The organism is Vreelandella nigrificans, assembly GCF_002374315.1.
In the GTDB taxonomy this organism is placed as follows: domain Bacteria; phylum Pseudomonadota; class Gammaproteobacteria; order Pseudomonadales; family Halomonadaceae; genus Vreelandella; species Vreelandella nigrificans.
This window is the reverse complement of record NZ_NWUX01000001.1, coordinates 503,122-519,370: the sequence shown is the minus strand read 5'-3', so window position 1 is coordinate 519,370 and position 16,249 is coordinate 503,122. Positions and strand designations below refer to the sequence as shown.

Here is a 16,249-nt window from a genome sequence, read left to right as displayed (position 1 = left end):
AGGTGTTATTCGTTGCGCGACTCAAAAACGTCCTTCACCACTGGCATCGCCGAGAAGATGTTCGGCCAGCCTGCATAGAACGCCAAGTGGGTTAATACCTCAGATGCCTCCTCTTGGGTCAAGCCGTTATCCATGGCGCGGTTGAGGTGGAAAGGCACCTGCTCGACTTTACCGGTGGCAATCAGTGCACTGACCGTTACCAGGCTGCGGTCACGGGACGCTAACCCAGGGCGAAGCCATAGATCACGAAACAGGGTGTGCGTGGTGTAATGGACCACACCTGGAGCAACGTCGCCAAAGTTCTCTTCAACGGTGGTTTCGCGCTGTTCTTCTACCTCCTCATCAAGAGGCAATAGCTCGACCTCAGCAGCAGGAAGCTGATCGGCTCCAACACCACGCGCCTCAAAAATAGGATAAAGCATAGCAGCTGCCGAGGTCGCATTTCCCCAACCAGAATAAAATGCCAGATGGGTAATCAGCTCGGAAATTTCGTCTGGCTCTACACCATGATCCAGCGCTAAGTTGAAGTGATGGGGCATTTCCGCCGTGTGATTACTAGCGACGATGGCCGCTAGCGTGGCAAGGCTACGATCACGGGCAGAAAGCGCCTCACGCTCCCATACCTCATCCTGCACAAGCGTTTGCGTATAGGCCGCCAACGCCGGAGAAACGGCTTCAAGTTGCGCAAAAGTAGGCGCGTCTGAGGCCGTGTTTGAAGCTGCTTGAGCGGGCGAAGCAGCGATGCATGCAAGGGTTAACGTCAATAATGTTGTTGTTGCGAGTTTCATAATGATAAGCCTTTTAAGCGTTATTCTGCATATTCATCATCGGTGACATGGCTTAGCCAGTCGGCAGCACTGCCGTCCACGGCTTCTTGAATAGCGATATGGGTCATGGAATTCTCTGCACTAGCACCATGCCAGTGCTCAATATCCGGCGGAATGCGCACTACATCACCAGCACGGATCTCCTGACGCTCTTCGCCACGGGTTTGCACCCAGCCGACACCTGACGTGACCACCAAAATTTGACCAGCAGGATGAGTATGCCAAGCGGCACGAGCGCCAGGAGGGAATGTCACCACGCCCGCAGTAACACTTGAGTAGTCAGTTTCAGCAAAGAGGGGGTCAATGACGGGTTGGCCGGTAAACAGATCAGGTGAGCCAATGGAAGTGGGCCGAGATTCCAACGTATCAACCTCAATACTTTGAGCCAGAGCACTGCCCGACATGAGTACAAGGAGGGGAAGCGTTTTCATCAGAAAGCGTTTCATACCAGCATCCTCTTTCCATTAAGTGGTGTCCTGTTCTCCCGTGGGAATAACCTGAACGACAAACCAGGCTCCATTTAAAATGACAAGGAGTTAGCCCTATAACAACGCCAAGTAAAATAATGCCGTTATGAAAGCAATTCATGAATGGTAACTTCACTGATAATATTGCAAGGTATCTGCGATAACGCCTAAGGCAAGCGAGGAACGCCGCCGGTGGGGGTAAAATAAAAAATAGCTAGGAAAAGGTGGCCTCCAATCTTTCAACACGGACACCAAACGCCCCTCATCAATGTGCTCCCGAACAAGGCTTTCAGGCACATAGTCTAGACCGTAATCTTCAAACGCCGCACGCACCACCGGCGTCATGGTGTTGAACGCCGTTGTTCCCACTTATATTGATTAATGAATTACGCGCATAACGTTTAGGTATTAATCCACGTTTATCAATAAGCCTAACCCGGCTATCTTGTTAAAAATTCCAGCAGAAAAAACAGAGCATTGTTATATGAAAATTACTCGTGTAGGTACGCAAGCCTCTCAACCGGGTTCAGAGGATTACTTCACTGGAACCGTTCGTCTTGACCCTCTCTTTTCAGCAGAAGCCCCTGGACGCACGTCTGGAGCGGCCGTGACCTTCGAGCCAGGGGCACGCACAGCGTGGCACACGCATCCCGCTGGCCAGACCTTAATCGTGACGCAAGGACTCGGGCGCGTACAACGCGAAGGCGGCCCAATTGAAACCATACAACCCGGCGACGTGGTGTGGTTTCCGGCGGGCGAAAAGCATTGGCACGGTGCCGCGCCGGATGTCGCCATGACCCATATCGCCATCCAAGAATCCCTCAACGGAACGCCGGTTAACTGGCTGGAGAAGGTTAGCGATGCGGAGTATGCCGGTTGATTCGCGCTACATGACCTTCTCGTTGGATCGTCGTCTTCTTCCTGAATGCTGAAGCGACCCAGTCAAGGGTTGTGAACAGATGGCTGCCACTCATATTAATGAATTCTAGTCATTAGTCTTTGCAATTAATCCTGCCTAATCACACTGTCCATTCCGCGCTAGTGTTTCAAGGTATAGGCGAAGAATACGCCACCCTAGTAAATGCTTCTCATGTGAAAGGAAAGTGAAATGATCGATAATGTAAAAGACAAAGTCATCGTCATCACCGGCGCCAGTAGCGGATTGGGAGAAGCAGCAGCGCGGCACCTTGCTGAACGCGGTGCAAGCGTTGTACTCGGCGCGCGCCGGCAGGAACGCATTGAAGCGCTGGCCAAAGAGCTTACGACTGCCGGACACAAAGCAATGGCAATCAGTGTCGACGTCACCGACAAAACTCAGGTAAAGCAGTTAGTGGACACAGCGGTTGAAACCTTTGGGCGTATCGATGTGCTTGTTAACAATGCGGGAGTGATGCCGCTATCGCGTATTGATAGTCTGAAAATTGACGAATGGGATCAGATGATCGACGTCAATATTAAAGGCGTTCTTTATGGCATAGCCGCAGCGCTTCCCCATATGCAGAAGCAAAAGTCGGGGCATATTATCAATACGGCCTCTGTCGCGGGCCACCTTATTTTTCCTGCTTCTTCCGTCTATTCGGCGACAAAATTTGCTGTTCGTGCGCTAACTGAGGGGCTTCGTCAGGAAGTCAAACCCTACAACATCCGCACCACCATCCTCTCCCCTGGGGCGGTTAAGACCGAACTGCTGGATCACATCAGCGAGCCAGATGTCCAATCGGCCAATCAGGATTATGTTGGACAAGTGGGAATACCCCCTGAAAGTTTCGCGCGCATGGTCGCATTTGCTATCAGCGAGCCTGACGATGTTGATGTTAACGAAATTATCTTCCGTCCCACTGCACAACAGCTCTGATCGTTAGCATGCATGATGCATGCGCCATGCAATAAGGACAACCATTGAAAAAAATGCTTATAGCAATTTGTTTACTCGCCGTTATCTCCGTTGCGGGCATTTGGGCTTTTTTGAAACATCCTCAGTTTGGCATCCCTATTGAAGGCGAGCGACTTGCTCTTATTGAGCGCTCACCAAACTACCAAAACGGTGAGTTTCGTAATCAAGTCGAAACGCCAATGCTCACTGAACAAAGAAGCACGCTGTCTATTATTATTGAAGATTTTCGCGCAGGTAACGAACGACTAAGGCCCGAGGAGGATATTCCTTCTCTTAAAACAGATTTGCATAATTTAGATACTGATGAAGACATTGTTATCTGGTTAGGCCACTCTTCCTACTTTGTGCAGCTAGCGGGGTTACGTATTTTGATTGACCCTGTCTTCAGCGAAAACGCTGCGCCTATTCCACGTGCAAACGTGGCGTTTGAGGGTACTAACCCTTACACAGCAGACGATATGCCAGACATTGATTACTTGCTGGTGACACATGATCACTATGACCACCTGGACTATCGTAGCCTTCTCGAGCTAGAGCCTAAAACAAGTGCGGTGATTACCAGCTTAGGGTTAGGCGGTTACTTTGAGCACTGGGGATATGAACCTGAAAGGATTCAGGAAGCTGATTGGTACGATTCCTTCGAGTTGGAAAATGGTCTCAACGTGCATGTTCTGCCTGCTCGGCACTACTCCCGGCGGCTATTTAGCAGAAACCAAACGCTATGGGTAAGCTTTGCTCTGGAGACACCAGAGCGGCAGCTATATTTTAGCGGCGACAGTGGTTATGGACCACATTTCGCCGAAATCGGTGAGCGCTTTGGCAATTTCGATTTAGTATCGCTTGACCACGGCCAATACGATGACCGTTGGGCATATATTCATATGACGCCTGAAGAAGCTGCACAAGCAGCGGATGAACTAGGGGCCGAAGCACTTCTACCAGCACACGTTGGCAAGTTCTCGCTTGCTCAGCATGCATGGGATGAGCCTTTTCAACGTATCACCACCGCCAGTGAAGGGCGTAATTATCGATTGGCCACGCCCCTCATTGGTGAGCCTATTCGTCTAGCAGATCAAGATCAGCGCTTTAGCGCTTGGTGGGAGTAAATTTTAAGATACATGAAACATGTGTTTAATAAGAAATTAATCACCAGGAGTCCTACTATGCTGAAGATCTTATTAAGTGCCATGGCCCTCACATTTGCCTCTACAGGACATGCGTCGGCTCAAGAGCGCATATTGATTTCGTCGGATTGGGGAGAAGTGACGGCAGAGCTGGTCGATAACGCTGCGACACAGCAGTTGATCCAAATGCTGCCGATCACGATCGACATGCGAGATCATCTTCGTCAGGAAAAAACCGGCAGGCTTCCTTCACCCTTGCCAGCAGAGTCTCGCCAACGCGATTTTTCGGCCGGAACACTCGGCCTCTGGGGCTCCAATGACTTCGTGATCTATTATCGCAGCGGTCGCGTTCCTCAACCTGGCATCGTCATTCTCGGTAACGTAGAGGGCGATGTTTCGATTTTTGATCGCCCCGGCCCAATCACGGTTCGAGTTGAACACATCGACTGAGAATTCTTCGAGCCACACTCTCTGTTGACCTCACGGTCGGAAATGAATCGATTAGGAAGGGGGAGTTGCTCTTAATTCTGCTATTTGTGTTTATCAAACTGATCGTGTCGAGCGCTTACGTGCTAACAGCCCAAACAGTGGCAACCCGGCTGGCTAAACCAGGTGCCGCCGCTTGGGGTAAGCGCGCGGCCGGAGGAGTATTAATGGCTTTTGGGATCGTAATGGGCTTTACTGCTTTTTACTAACCACCCACGTGATGGAAAAAAGGCCACTTCCACCACTGGGAATTCCCTACGAAAGATGTATCACAAGCTTCCTGGAGTGCGCTGCTGGACGGGCGCTGCACAGTAAAACCTTCCCCTCTGGTGGTGATATTCCCTCCGGGTAGGCCACTTCACCCGCTGTCATTGTGCAGGCACACTCTCCACAGCTACCGCTGCGACACCCAAAAACGGGGTTTAGTCCCGCTTTTTCAGCAGTTTCCAACAGGCTTTCGCTTGGCTGCCATTGGGTGACCACGCTTTGATGGGTAAAACTAACCTCTACGGGTTGCTCGGCGACAGGTGCTGCATATGCCTGCGTTAGCGCCGAAGGGCCGAACGCTTCCGTATGTATCTGCCCAGCCGAAACCCCAAGCTCTAGCGCCTCCTGATGGTAGCGCTGAACAAAGGTGGCTGGTCCACAAAGATACAGCTGCAACTCTGAAAGCTCTTGCTCAGCAAGAAGCTGGGCCAGCAAAACCCGGCCTGGAATCCAGCCATTAGGGGCAGTCTCTGAGCCCGTAACGTGACGCCGCAACTGCAGCCCTTGCGCCTGGAGGTCGAGCAACTCCTTGCCGAAAGGGGCTTCGGCAACATCGCGCACGCTCTGAATCAACGTGACCTGGCCACGCCCTGTGTCGGTTAACTCATGGGCTAGGCTAACTAAAGGCGTAATGCCAATGCCACCACCCAGTAGTACCCAATGGGCGCGATCCGTGCCGCTGGCCTCCGCTGTAAACGACCCCGTTGGCTTACTGATGGCTAGCTCTGAGCCTACCTTGAGAGCCTCGTGTAAGTAGCGCGAGCCTTCACCTTCTGCCTTGATACTAATGCGGTAGCTCGTTTGGCGACTGCTTGCTGACAGCGTGTAGCTGCGCACCAGCGGAGTTCCATCCAAGCGCGGTACACGTAGCGTGATGAACTGCCCCGCTGTAAATGGAGCCAGTGCTTTGCCTTGCTGGGAACTCTTCAAATAGAAAGAGCGAATCTCGGGCGTCTCCTGCACCACGGCGGTTACTTGAACGCGCTGCAGTGTGAAGGGAGCAAGCGATTCCCAGGGCCCATGGGGCTCAACCTCAACGGCCACTTCATTTGCGTGGCTACGCCAATGCAACGCCCCTGGGCGCCAGACAATATGGCGTGGCGTCAGGCACCAGTAGCGTTCAGCACCGGGATACCGCGCCCTGACACTCTCCTCGTCCACAAGCCGCGCTTCACCGGAGAGGTGCAGCACATCTCCACTGGCAAAATCCGGTATTGCTAAGGCAGCACGGCCGCTGGACAGCACGTTGCCCAGCGTATTGAAGAACCGATTGCCTGCAAAATCGGGCAGGATCAAATCCGCCCCAAGGCGACGTATGAACCCCGGCTTACCACCCCGATGGGAGGCATCTACCTCAATGCCTTGGTCGGTGCGCGCATAACTACCCACAAAGGCCGTTAAAGCCCGATCAATATGTGCAAGCACTTGCTCAGGCAACTGGACGAGAGTCGAGTCGCGCATGGATAGCACGGAACCCGGCTGTGGCAGCACCGGCCTCATCGCTGACCAATCATGAATGTACTGCGGGCAATTGCCGAAGGCGTGAACGACTTCCAACTGCCATTCCGCTGCGGAGCCTTTCAGTACCCCGTTAACCCGGTTACGACGACGCGTGTGAAGCTCGATACCCAGTAGCCCAATGTTGGCGCCGTTGGTAAGCAGCGGTGTAAGGGGGTCATCTGCTGGCGGTGATAACGCTAGATCCAGCCGTGATTCGTCCGGCGCATGAACGAATCCCGGTGCGCCTTCCAGCAGTGAGACCCATGGCCAACCGTCACCATCCATCGCCGCAGCAGCCACAAAGGGTAGTTGAGGGAAAAAGCTCTGCAATTGCGGCGTTAGAAAGGGCCGCACTACTTTGCTGCCAACTTCTGACATCTGTTGCTCTACCCCGACCACGCGTTGCAAAGCAAGCTCACCCTCATGCCACGGACTCTTGCTCACGGCATTATTCACTCTCGACTCCTGACGGGCCGATCGCCCGTGCCGACTTGAGACGCTGTATCAGTTATCTCAGCTTACTAGACCTACCTTTGTCACCCCCATTGGCACAAAGCCTTCCAGCGCTTCGATGCGTTGCAACCAGTCGCGAATATGCGGGTATGGTTCCAGCGACACATTTCCTTCGGGGGCGTGAGCGATGTAGCTGTAGAGCGAAACCTCAGCCAGGGTGGCTTGATCGCCTGCCAGAAAAGGCTGATGTGCCAAATGAGCATCCATAATTGTGAATAGCTCATGCGCATCGGCAATTAGCGGTTCAGGATCGAAAGGTGCATTAAAGACTGTGACCAATCGAGCCTTCATGGCCGAATTCGCCAACGGCCCAGCCGCCACGGATAACCAGCGCTGCACCTGGGCTTGTTTCAACGGGTCATTCGGCAGCCAGTGGCCAGAACCATAGCGACGTTCGAGATAGACCAAAATAGCATTGGAATCCGACAGAATGACGCCTTGGTCATCGAGAACCGGCACCTGAGCGAAGGCGTTCAGATTTAAGAAAGGCGGTGCCTTATGCTCGCCTGCAGCGAGATCGACATCGATAAAGGTGGCGGGCAAACCGAGCAGCGAGAGCATTAACTCGATGCGATGACAGTGGCCGGAAAGTGCGTGACGATAGACCTTAATAGCGTTGGACATGATTGGCTCCTTAGTTAGCATCTTCAAGAACAGGTGGGCCTCAGTTAATGAAGCGACATCAGCTATCCTGAGCTAAAACAGGAACGGTAAGAATAACGATTTTAATCAATAGAAAATTGCGTGAAATGAAATAATCAACCTGCCAACTGTCCCCGCAACCAGGGGGTCGCTAGCTCCAAAAAAGCCATAACGCTGGCGGGCGCCCGAAGACCGAGAGCGTAGGTTAACGCCAGAGAATCCGTTGCTGGCCAAAGAGGTTCGAGGACAGGCTCAAGCAGACCCTGTGCGCAAGCGCGACGTGCCTCTAATTGGTAGCAGCGCACGATGCCCGAGCCCTCAATGGCTGCCCGCAACGCCGCGGCACTTGTGCTAATACTCAACCTGGGCTGAAAGCGAAGGGATTGGCCTTCGGCCAACCGCCAAACCGGTGCCTGCCCCGCTTCTGGGCAGTGAATGAGCGCGTGGCGGGCCAAACTTTGCAGGCTATCAGGCCGCCCTGCTTTGTTCAGATAACGGGAGCTGGCAAACAGGCCAGTGCGTAAGTCGCCAAGGGATCTGGCGTACACCGTTTCAGGAAGGGATCCCGTCATTAGGTGGATGTGGGCTGGAGCCGCTGCGTCTACCAGATGGGGATATTCATCAGCTTGCAGGCAGACCTTTAACGCCGGATGCGCCGCTTGCACCCTCAGCACCAACGGCAATAATAGCGGCTTCATTAACGCCAGGGGCGCCTGCAAACGTAGCGTGCCGCTGAGTTCAAGGTGCTCCTGGCGGGCGTTGGTTTCAGCGTCGGCCACGGCGTGAATAAGCGCGCCGGCATGTGCGTTCAATCGCTCGCCCGCTGGCGTCAATGAACTACCTTTAGTTGAGCTAGTGACTAAAGCGACACCCAGGCTCTGCTCCTGCGCCCGAAGCAGGTGATGGAGTTTAGCTGCCGAGAAGCTACTCGCTTCAGTTGCGGCTTGCACACTGCCGTGCTGGGCAACGGCAGACAGTGCCATCAAGGCCTCAAAACGCAGCGGTGATTCTGGAGAGAGCGCCATGGTTAGGCACGATAGCCGAGTGCCGGGTCGGCACGTAGCCGCTCGGCAAGCAAATCAACGAAGGTACGTACACTGGCGGCACGCCCACGGCCCGCCGTCACCCAAATATTAATGGGGATGGCCGGTGGTTCAAAGCGCGTTAGAACGCGTCGCACTCTACCTTCCGCTTCGCTGGCAGCTATTTGGTAAGACAACAACCGAGTGAGCCCAGCGCCCGCCTCGACCGCCGTTAACGCCGCGTGAATCGCGCTGATGCGCAGCCGAGGCGATGGCGTAACCTCTATGCGTTTGCCCTTATCCTCAAACCACCAATGGTTGCCAAAATTGCTGCCTTCAGCCACCACCGTGGGCAGCCCTTCCAACTCATGCGGGTGCTGTGGCTCGCCGTGCTGTGCTAACCATTCGGGGCCAGCGCAGACCACCTGCCGCACTTCGCCGACGGGCACGATTAAGTGCTGGCAATCCTCAGGCACATGCCCAATACGCACCGCCACATCGATGCCTTCCTCCTGAAGGTTAACCGGCCGATCAATCAGTTCGGCGCGAACCTGTACATCAGGGTACTGATCCAGGTAATCAACGATCTGCGGGGTAACGAAGTACTCGCCAAACAGCACCGGCGCGGTTACGTGCAAAAGACCGCGTGGAGTGAGATAACTACCGGTTGCGGCAGCCTCAGCCTCTGAAAGCTGTGCAAGCACCTGTTGAACATCCTCAAGATAACGACGTCCAGCTTCTGTTACGCGCACTTGCCGTGTGGTGCGTTGTAATAAGGCAACGCCCAAACGCGATTCAAGCGCTGCCACCGCCCGAGTAACCTGAGGAGGTGACAACTCAAGCTGCCGGGCAGCGACCGAAAAGCTTTCTAGCTGAGCTACTGACGCGAACACACGCATCTCTTCAAATCTATCCATGACAGCTCCAGAGTCAAGGCTAGGAGTTACTTGCAACATTTTCCTCATCCGCCAGGAGCCAAGGCAGCTGGTATATAGGTATATTTGTGGCCCTTACGCGGTTCAAGCCAGTGAGGTACAAATATAAAAAAGAGGATAAAGTGCTCTACCAATCGTAACTGATTGAGTAATTGAAGAGTAAGCTGACTGCCTCAGACAGCCAGCTTTTGGGGCATTATTTACCAGATTGCCCAGGAAAAGGAATGAACTCAGAATCATCTCCTGGTGGAAGGCGAAAGCGGCCGTGTTCAAAATCGCCCTCTACCCATGCCTGCTTGGCGGCCTCCAACTTTTCCTGCGAAGAAGAAACGAAATTCCAAGATATATAACGGGGCCCATTCAGTGTTTCACCGCCCAGTAGCATCAGCCGAGTGCCGGTTTCACCCGCCACCACCGTGATCGGGTCACCTGGCCGGAACACCATCATGCGGCCGGCCTCGAAGGTCTCGCCTGCAATGATGACGCTACCGGACATGACATAAATGCCACGATCCTCATGATTATCCGGCAAGGGTAGCTTTGCCCCTGGCTGCAGTATTGCATCCGCATAAAACATTTCAGAGAAGGTCTTTACCGGGGCCCGCTCTCCCCAGGCCGTGCCCAGGATCAAACGCACTTCCTTGCCCTCTCCTTTCAGTACTGGCAGAGTCTCTTCGGCATGATGCTCGAAGCTGGCAGGCTGGTCTTCATAGGCTTCAGGGAGCGCTACCCACGTCTGTATTCCCAACACCGAGTGCTTGTTCTGACGAGTGGTAGCACTGGTACGCTCCGAATGGGTGACTCCATTGCCCGCTACCATCCAATTAACCGCGCCAGGGTGAATCATTTGGTTGGTACCCAGGCTATCGCGGTGCTGGAACTCCCCCTGATATAGATACGTAACCGTGGCAAGCCCAATATGAGGATGTGGGCGAACATCTATGCCTTCGTCCTTAAGAAATTCAACGGGTCCCATCTGATCAAAAAAAATGAATGGCCCCACCATCTGCCGCTTCGGGGCAGGCAGTGCACGGCGCACTTCAAAACCACCCAAATCCCGAGCGCGTGGAACAATCAGTGTCTCTATATCATTCAAACTGCCGGCGGATGGGCATTGTGGCTCTAAATTAGGCATCCAGCTCATAGGTTTTCTCCAGAAGTGAGAGTTAGGAAAATAGAGTACGCACTTTACAGAAGCACATCGTGCCACTCTGAGTGGCGCGCAAACTGTGCCTTTGCAAATGGGCATAACGGCATGATTTTCTTACCCGATAAGCGAACGTCTTCCACCGCTTTTGCGACTAACGCAAAACCCACTTTTTGTCCGCGCATGACATCAGGCACTTCGGTGCTATCAATGATGATCATCGAATCACCCGCTTTCGAATAGGTCATCTCTGCTTTGCCCCCATTGAGTTCAACGACATAGCGCCCTTTGGTATCGTTAGATTCATGCTCAATGGTAAATGAGGCTTTAGATACATCAGTCATCACATTCTCCTTGTTGTATTACCAGGTCAACAGCTCAGCATTTGTCTCTAAAGTGCTTAGTCTTTCGAAGTGCTTGGTCTTTCGAAGTGCTTAGCCTTTCAAATAAAATCTTACGGTCGACCTTCATGCGGATGATTGAACGTCAAAAAATGGCGCACCACCGGACCTTCCTCCCCTTGGTGGAAACGCAGTACTTCCTCTTGGATATCGGCGGCTGATTTAGAAACGCGCTTATGCTGACGTAGATGCTCAGCCCAGGATTCAACCTGGAACCACTCCAGCATCAAGGTGGGATCGGCGGAATCTTCAGTAATGCCCCACGCATAGGCGCCATCACGCCGTCTTTCAGCTGAGAGCCTAGCCATTATTTTCAGAAAGGCGGAACGGTCCGCTAGCGATACGCGGTACTCTATCTGGATAAGTACCGGTCCTCGGTCATACTCGACGGGAGTGGCTGTAAGTGGCTCGGGCCAATGATTTGACGGCATTAAGTCTGATTCGCCTTTGGGCAACTTGATACGATGTGCAATACACCCAATCGCTGCTAGCCCGACCGCGCCAGATAGTAACGCCAACGGTACGCCAATCCCTTGAGCGACTACCCCCCATGCCAAACTGCCTGCGGCCAGGGCACCGTTAAACACCGTCAGATATACCGCTAGAGAGCGGCCACGCACCCAGTTGGGAAGAATGGCTTGCGCTACGCCATTGAGCGTCGTCAACGCAGTAATCCAAGCGGCACCAAGAATTAACAGAGAGGAGACTGCAAGCCATTTGGGCGGCGCAAGGGATAGCACCACCATGACAGCCGACGTGACCAACGCTGATGTGAGAAGTAAGCCATCAGCGCTAAGGTAAACACGCAGGCGAGGCATAACAACCGCCCCTGCGATTGCGCCCACGCCAACTGCCCCAAGTAAAACGCCATAGAAGCCAGGGCCACCGTTCAGTAGCTGACGCGCCACCAATGGCAACAATGCCCAGACTGAGCTGGCCATAGCAAAAAAGAGAAAAGCGCGTAGTAGGACAACATGCAGTTCGCGGCTGGCGCGGGCGTAACGGAGCCCGGCACGGAAAGCGCCGGGAAAACGTTCAGACAAGGCATCCCGGTGCGTTGCTGGCCGTTTCCACCACAACAGTGCAGCAATGACAAATGCATAGCTTAGAACATCTACTCCATAGGTGAACGCAGCCCCCATGCTGGCCAGCAACAGCCCGCCCAAAGCGGGACCTACGGCACGGGCAATGTTGATCCCCAGCGAGTTAAGCCCCACTGCGTTCTTGAAGTCTTTCTTGTCGACCAGCTCAGGGACGATAGCCTGCCAAGTTGGCCCCATCAGGGCAACGCCTATGCCCCCTATAAACGTTAGCATTATCAGTGATGCCACAGAATGCTGATCGATAAGCGATAGAATGACGAGGCAAACGCTAACACTGGCAAGTAGCAGCTGGACGCAGATCAGCAATTTACGCCGGTCGAGCATATCGGACAGCACGCCTGCGGGGATCGCCAGGAGAAAAACCGGCAGAGTCGCGGCAGCCTGCACCATAGCGACAGCTGCAGGAGAGGAGGATAAATCAGTCACCAGCCAGGCACTGGTAACATCGCGCACGAAACTACCAATGCTGCCGATGATGGTGGCCGCCCAGATGACGGCAAATAGCCTATGCCGCAAAGGCGCAAACGCGCTGTCCGGCGTTACGGAAAGAGGCGTGGAAGGAGTCTTATTCATGTCTTTCGTCCCTGCAAGCCATGTAGTCTTTGTTCCAATCGATGCATGAGGTATTTCCCTTTCACACGGCCCAGCAAGAGCAGCCGAGAGCCCCAAAGAAGCCTTTCAAATCCGACGTCGGCGCGTTGGATGCCCAGGCCTGGGCGTGATCATGGCCGTGTAGGCCACAGGCGCTAGCACAGCCACAGCTAGCCAATGCTTGGGCATTTAGCGGTGCCAAAGAGTTTTTTCCTGCACCTTCGGGCTCGCCCCAGGCACCGTAGCCTTTGAAGGTGCGCGTCGGCGACCAGTCCGGCATGGCAGGCGGCAGAGGGTTGTCGTCCAGGGGCGCAAAATCATTATCACCATAGACAATTCGCCCACCCACGACCGTCAGGTCGGAAGTCAGGAAGGAGATCTCATCTTCAGCCACGCTGAAGAAGTCCCTGCTCGGTACGATAAAGTCAGCGAACTGGCCAACCTTAATGCAGCCCCGCTTGCCCTCCTCGTTGGAGAACCAGGCCACTTTCTCGGTCCACATTCGCAGCGCCGTTTCACGGTCGAGCAGGTTATCTCGCGGATACAAGCCAAGACCGCCGACCGTTTTGCCGGTGATCATCCACGACAGCGATACCCAGGGGTTATACGAGGCCACGCGGGTAGCATCGGTCCCAGCGGAGACGTTAACGCCCTTCTCGAGCATGCGTTTGACGGGTGGGGTCGCCTCAGCGGTGCGTGCTCCATAACGTTCGACAAAATATTCGCCCTGGTAGGCCATCCGGTGCTGCACGGCGATACCGCCACCCAGGGCCGCGATACGGTCAATGGACTTGTCGGAGATCGTCTCAGCGTGGTCGAAGAACCAATTGATACCGTCCAGAGGAATGTCTTGATTAACCTTCTCGAATACATCCAGCGCACGGGTAATGGTTTCGTCGTAGGTGGCATGCAGACGCCAGGGCCACTTATTCTGTGCCAGGATGCGCACGACTTCTTCCAGTTCACCCTCCATCTCAGGTGGAAGATCTGGACGCGGCTGGCGGAAATCCTCAAAGTCAGCCGCCGAGAAAACCAACATTTCACCAGCACCATTGTGGCGAAAATAGTCGTCACCCTGTTTGTAAGTAACGCTAGAAGTCCAGTTTAGGAAGTCTTCTTTCTCCTCCTGTGGCTTCTGGGTAAACAAATTGTAGGCCAAACGTATGGTCATTTGCCCTTCGTCAGCTAACTTCTGAATCACTGCATAATCATCGGGATAATTCTGAAAACCACCCCCTGCATCGATCACGCCGGTCACGCCAAGACGGTTCAGCTCGCGCATAAAGTGGCGAGTGGAGTTGACCTGGTAGTCGAATGGGAGCTTCGGCCCCTTGGCAAGCGTGGAGTAGAGAACCATCGCGTTGGGTGTGGCCAGCAGTAGGCCAGTGGGGTTGCCGTTGGCATCGCGAGTGATCTGCCCCCCAGGAGGTTCGGGTGTATTCCTGGTATAGCCAGCGGCACGCAAGGCGGCACCATTAAGTAAAGCACGGTCATACAAGTGCATCAGGAACACGGGGGTGTCAGGGGCGATCGCATTGATTTCTGCAAGGGTCGGCAGGCGTTTTTCCACGAACTGATGCTCGGTAAAACCGCCAATCACGCGCACCCATTGCGGTGCGGGAGTAATGGCCACTTGGCGCTTGAGCATATCCATTGCGTCGGCCAGCGAGCGTACGCCGTCCCAGCGCAGCTCGAGGTTGTAGTTCAAACCGCCGCGCACCACATGGGTATGGTTGTCGAACAGACCAGGCAGCACGCTACGCCGCTGAAGATTAACGACCTGAGTGCCTGCGCTGGCCAAGGCCATGATCTCCTGATCCAAGCCGACGGCCAGAAACCTGCCATTTTTGATCGCAACGGCAGTGGCATTAGGGTTCGCCCTATCAAGCGTCGTGATCTGGCCATTATGAAAGATAATGTCGGGAGCAGAATCGGACATAGTGGATACTCCTTTGTTAAGGGGTGCTGTAGAGGCGCTAGGCTCTGATCCACTGCACGATTACCAGCAAGAGTGCTATCGCTGTCTTAGCACCACCGGCGTTTTGGCGCGTTGCCCCCAACCGCTGGGTGCAAACGTAACGTAATATTTGGATGAGAGCGGCCATAGCCGCCCCTTAACAACCTAAATATCAGCGTGTACGGGAGCGAGTGTAGGTCCGTGCTCTACTCGTTCGTCGGCCTTGTGCACCATGGTGTAGGCATAATCAACACCCATGCCGTAAGCGCCGGAATGCTCTTTCACTACCGCCATCACAGCGTCGTAGGTATCGCGGTTTTTCCAGTCACGCTGCCACTCCAGCAACACTTGTTGCCATGTCACCGGCACCACCCCAGCCTGAATCATCCGCTGCATTGCGAAATCGTGGGCCGCCTGGCTGGTGCCGCCGGAGGCGTCAGCCACCATATAGATTTCGTACCCGGCATCGTGCATCGCCGAGAGCGCGAAAGTGGTATTGCAAACTTCCGTCCAAAGACCCGAAACGATGACTTTGTTTCGGCCGTTTTGCTTGAGTGCATCGCGCACTTTCTGGTCATCCCAGGAGTTCATCGAGGTGCGTTCGAGGATGGGTGCTTCAGGAAATACTCCCAGCAGTTCAGGATAGGTGTGACCCGAAAAGCTTTCGGTTTCGACAGTAGTAATGATCGTCGGGATACCGAACACTTTCGCTGCCTTGGCCAAGCCAACGACATTGTTCTTCAAAGCTTGGCGGTCAATCGACTGAACACCAAAGGCCATCTGCGGCTGTTGGTCGATAAAGATTAACTGTGAATTGCTGGGCGTAAGGACTTCAAGCTTGGGGTTCTGCATTGGGCTCACCTTATGACGGATGTGATGGAAGTCGTGAAACGGCCATTCACTATTGCAGCCCACCCCTGCTTAAGATTGGACGACAATCTTGGTTTGGGACAATTGTGTGATCCTCTATCGGAACGATCCAACCATCTGATACTTCGGTGTAAGTAAGGAGCGGCGAACCCCGAAACCACCTAGGCCGCGGGGATAGTGGTGCACGGGGCAGCATAGCTTTTTGAGGGGCAACACCGCTTGGCGCTCAGTTCAACACTGACGTGCTGGCGTTGATCCGCAGTAAAAAAGATTACGGCGCCCGAACGATCATTGAGTGTCGCTCATCACATATTCATCCAAATTCAGAGAGTCATCCAATAACAAGCGGCGGTGTTTTGCGAGAGTGGCTAGGCAGGGGAATATTGCCGACGAGGCTCGTTAGTTGGTAAATCAGGCTTGCTCTTAGCAGAGATATAACCATGACGACTTCTGTAATGGCCTGACGTCACTTCTCCTCCCTGAAGATTCGGCACTTATTCTTG

16 protein-coding genes are annotated in these 16,249 nt (G+C 54.0%); 4 read left to right on the top strand and 12 right to left on the bottom strand.

What is annotated here, in order from left to right; translation table 11 throughout:
* Nucleotides 1-5: 5 nt before the first annotated feature.
* The 3 genes from CPA45_RS02505 to CPA45_RS23235 all read right to left on the bottom strand — a co-directional run bounded on the left by CPA45_RS02505 (nucleotide 6) and on the right by CPA45_RS23235 (nucleotide 1,639).
* Complete coding sequence (locus CPA45_RS02505) at nucleotides 6-788, bottom strand: carboxymuconolactone decarboxylase family protein (protein WP_096650007.1); 783 nt, start codon at nucleotides 786-788, stop codon at nucleotides 6-8.
* Between the two features lie 20 nt (nucleotides 789-808).
* On the bottom strand, nucleotides 809-1,273 hold the full coding sequence (locus CPA45_RS02500; RefSeq protein WP_096650005.1) for a (R)-mandelonitrile lyase: 465 nt from the start codon (nucleotides 1,271-1,273) through the stop codon (nucleotides 809-811).
* A gap of 153 nt (nucleotides 1,274-1,426) precedes the next feature.
* Entirely contained in the window at nucleotides 1,427-1,639 is a 213-nt protein-coding gene (locus CPA45_RS23235) for a type 2 periplasmic-binding domain-containing protein (RefSeq protein ID WP_096650003.1), read from the bottom strand.
* A gap of 139 nt (nucleotides 1,640-1,778) precedes the next feature.
* On the opposite strand from CPA45_RS23235, the gene CPA45_RS02490 reads away from it, so the two are divergent.
* The 4 genes from CPA45_RS02490 (at nucleotide 1,779) to CPA45_RS02475 (ending at nucleotide 4,762) form a co-directional block, all read left to right on the top strand.
* Nucleotides 1,779-2,174: a (R)-mandelonitrile lyase gene (locus CPA45_RS02490; protein WP_096650001.1), complete on the top strand. Its 396-nt coding sequence runs from the start codon at nucleotides 1,779-1,781 to the stop codon at nucleotides 2,172-2,174.
* 228 nt (nucleotides 2,175-2,402) lie between these two features.
* On the top strand, nucleotides 2,403-3,149 hold the full coding sequence (locus CPA45_RS02485; protein ID WP_096649999.1) for an SDR family oxidoreductase: 747 nt from the start codon (nucleotides 2,403-2,405) through the stop codon (nucleotides 3,147-3,149).
* Between the two features lie 53 nt (nucleotides 3,150-3,202).
* Nucleotides 3,203-4,294 (top strand): MBL fold metallo-hydrolase, encoded by a 1,092-nt coding sequence (locus CPA45_RS02480; RefSeq protein WP_096649997.1) that lies wholly within the window; start codon nucleotides 3,203-3,205, stop codon nucleotides 4,292-4,294.
* Between the two features lie 57 nt (nucleotides 4,295-4,351).
* A complete protein-coding gene (locus tag CPA45_RS02475) occupies nucleotides 4,352-4,762 on the top strand; it encodes a cyclophilin-like fold protein (protein WP_096649995.1) in 411 nt (136 codons plus the stop codon).
* Nucleotides 4,763-5,053: 291 nt separating this feature from the next.
* Here the strand turns inward: CPA45_RS02475 and CPA45_RS02465 are convergent, their stop codons facing one another.
* From CPA45_RS02465 to CPA45_RS02425, 9 genes are all read right to left on the bottom strand, one after another.
* Nucleotides 5,054-7,021 carry a 2Fe-2S iron-sulfur cluster-binding protein gene (locus CPA45_RS02465; protein ID WP_096649993.1) on the bottom strand — a complete coding sequence of 656 codons (1,968 nt, stop codon included), beginning with the start codon at nucleotides 7,019-7,021 and terminating at the stop codon, nucleotides 5,054-5,056.
* A gap of 57 nt (nucleotides 7,022-7,078) precedes the next feature.
* On the bottom strand, nucleotides 7,079-7,702 hold the full coding sequence (locus CPA45_RS02460) for a glutathione S-transferase family protein (RefSeq protein WP_096649991.1): 624 nt from the start codon (nucleotides 7,700-7,702) through the stop codon (nucleotides 7,079-7,081).
* A gap of 134 nt (nucleotides 7,703-7,836) precedes the next feature.
* A complete protein-coding gene (locus CPA45_RS02455; RefSeq protein ID WP_096649989.1) occupies nucleotides 7,837-8,745 on the bottom strand; it encodes a LysR family transcriptional regulator in 909 nt (302 codons plus the stop codon).
* Nucleotides 8,746-8,747: 2 nt separating this feature from the next.
* Nucleotides 8,748-9,659 carry a LysR substrate-binding domain-containing protein gene (locus CPA45_RS02450; RefSeq protein ID WP_096649987.1) on the bottom strand — a complete coding sequence of 304 codons (912 nt, stop codon included), beginning with the start codon at nucleotides 9,657-9,659 and terminating at the stop codon, nucleotides 8,748-8,750.
* A 214-nt stretch (nucleotides 9,660-9,873) separates the two neighbouring features.
* A complete protein-coding gene (locus CPA45_RS02445; RefSeq protein ID WP_096649985.1) occupies nucleotides 9,874-10,821 on the bottom strand; it encodes a pirin family protein in 948 nt (315 codons plus the stop codon).
* A 44-nt stretch (nucleotides 10,822-10,865) separates the two neighbouring features.
* Nucleotides 10,866-11,168, bottom strand: a complete 303-nt coding sequence (locus tag CPA45_RS02440; RefSeq protein ID WP_096649983.1) for a GNAT family N-acetyltransferase — start codon at nucleotides 11,166-11,168, stop codon at nucleotides 10,866-10,868.
* Nucleotides 11,169-11,278: 110 nt separating this feature from the next.
* Nucleotides 11,279-12,901, bottom strand: coding sequence for an MFS transporter (locus CPA45_RS02435; RefSeq protein ID WP_096649981.1), 1,623 nt, complete (start codon nucleotides 12,899-12,901; stop codon nucleotides 11,279-11,281).
* A gap of 61 nt (nucleotides 12,902-12,962) precedes the next feature.
* Entirely contained in the window at nucleotides 12,963-14,858 is a 1,896-nt protein-coding gene (locus tag CPA45_RS02430; RefSeq protein ID WP_096649979.1) for an amidohydrolase, read from the bottom strand.
* A 183-nt stretch (nucleotides 14,859-15,041) separates the two neighbouring features.
* On the bottom strand, nucleotides 15,042-15,728 hold the full coding sequence (locus tag CPA45_RS02425) for a hydrolase (RefSeq protein ID WP_096649977.1): 687 nt from the start codon (nucleotides 15,726-15,728) through the stop codon (nucleotides 15,042-15,044).
* Between the last annotated feature and the right edge of the window lie 521 nt (nucleotides 15,729-16,249).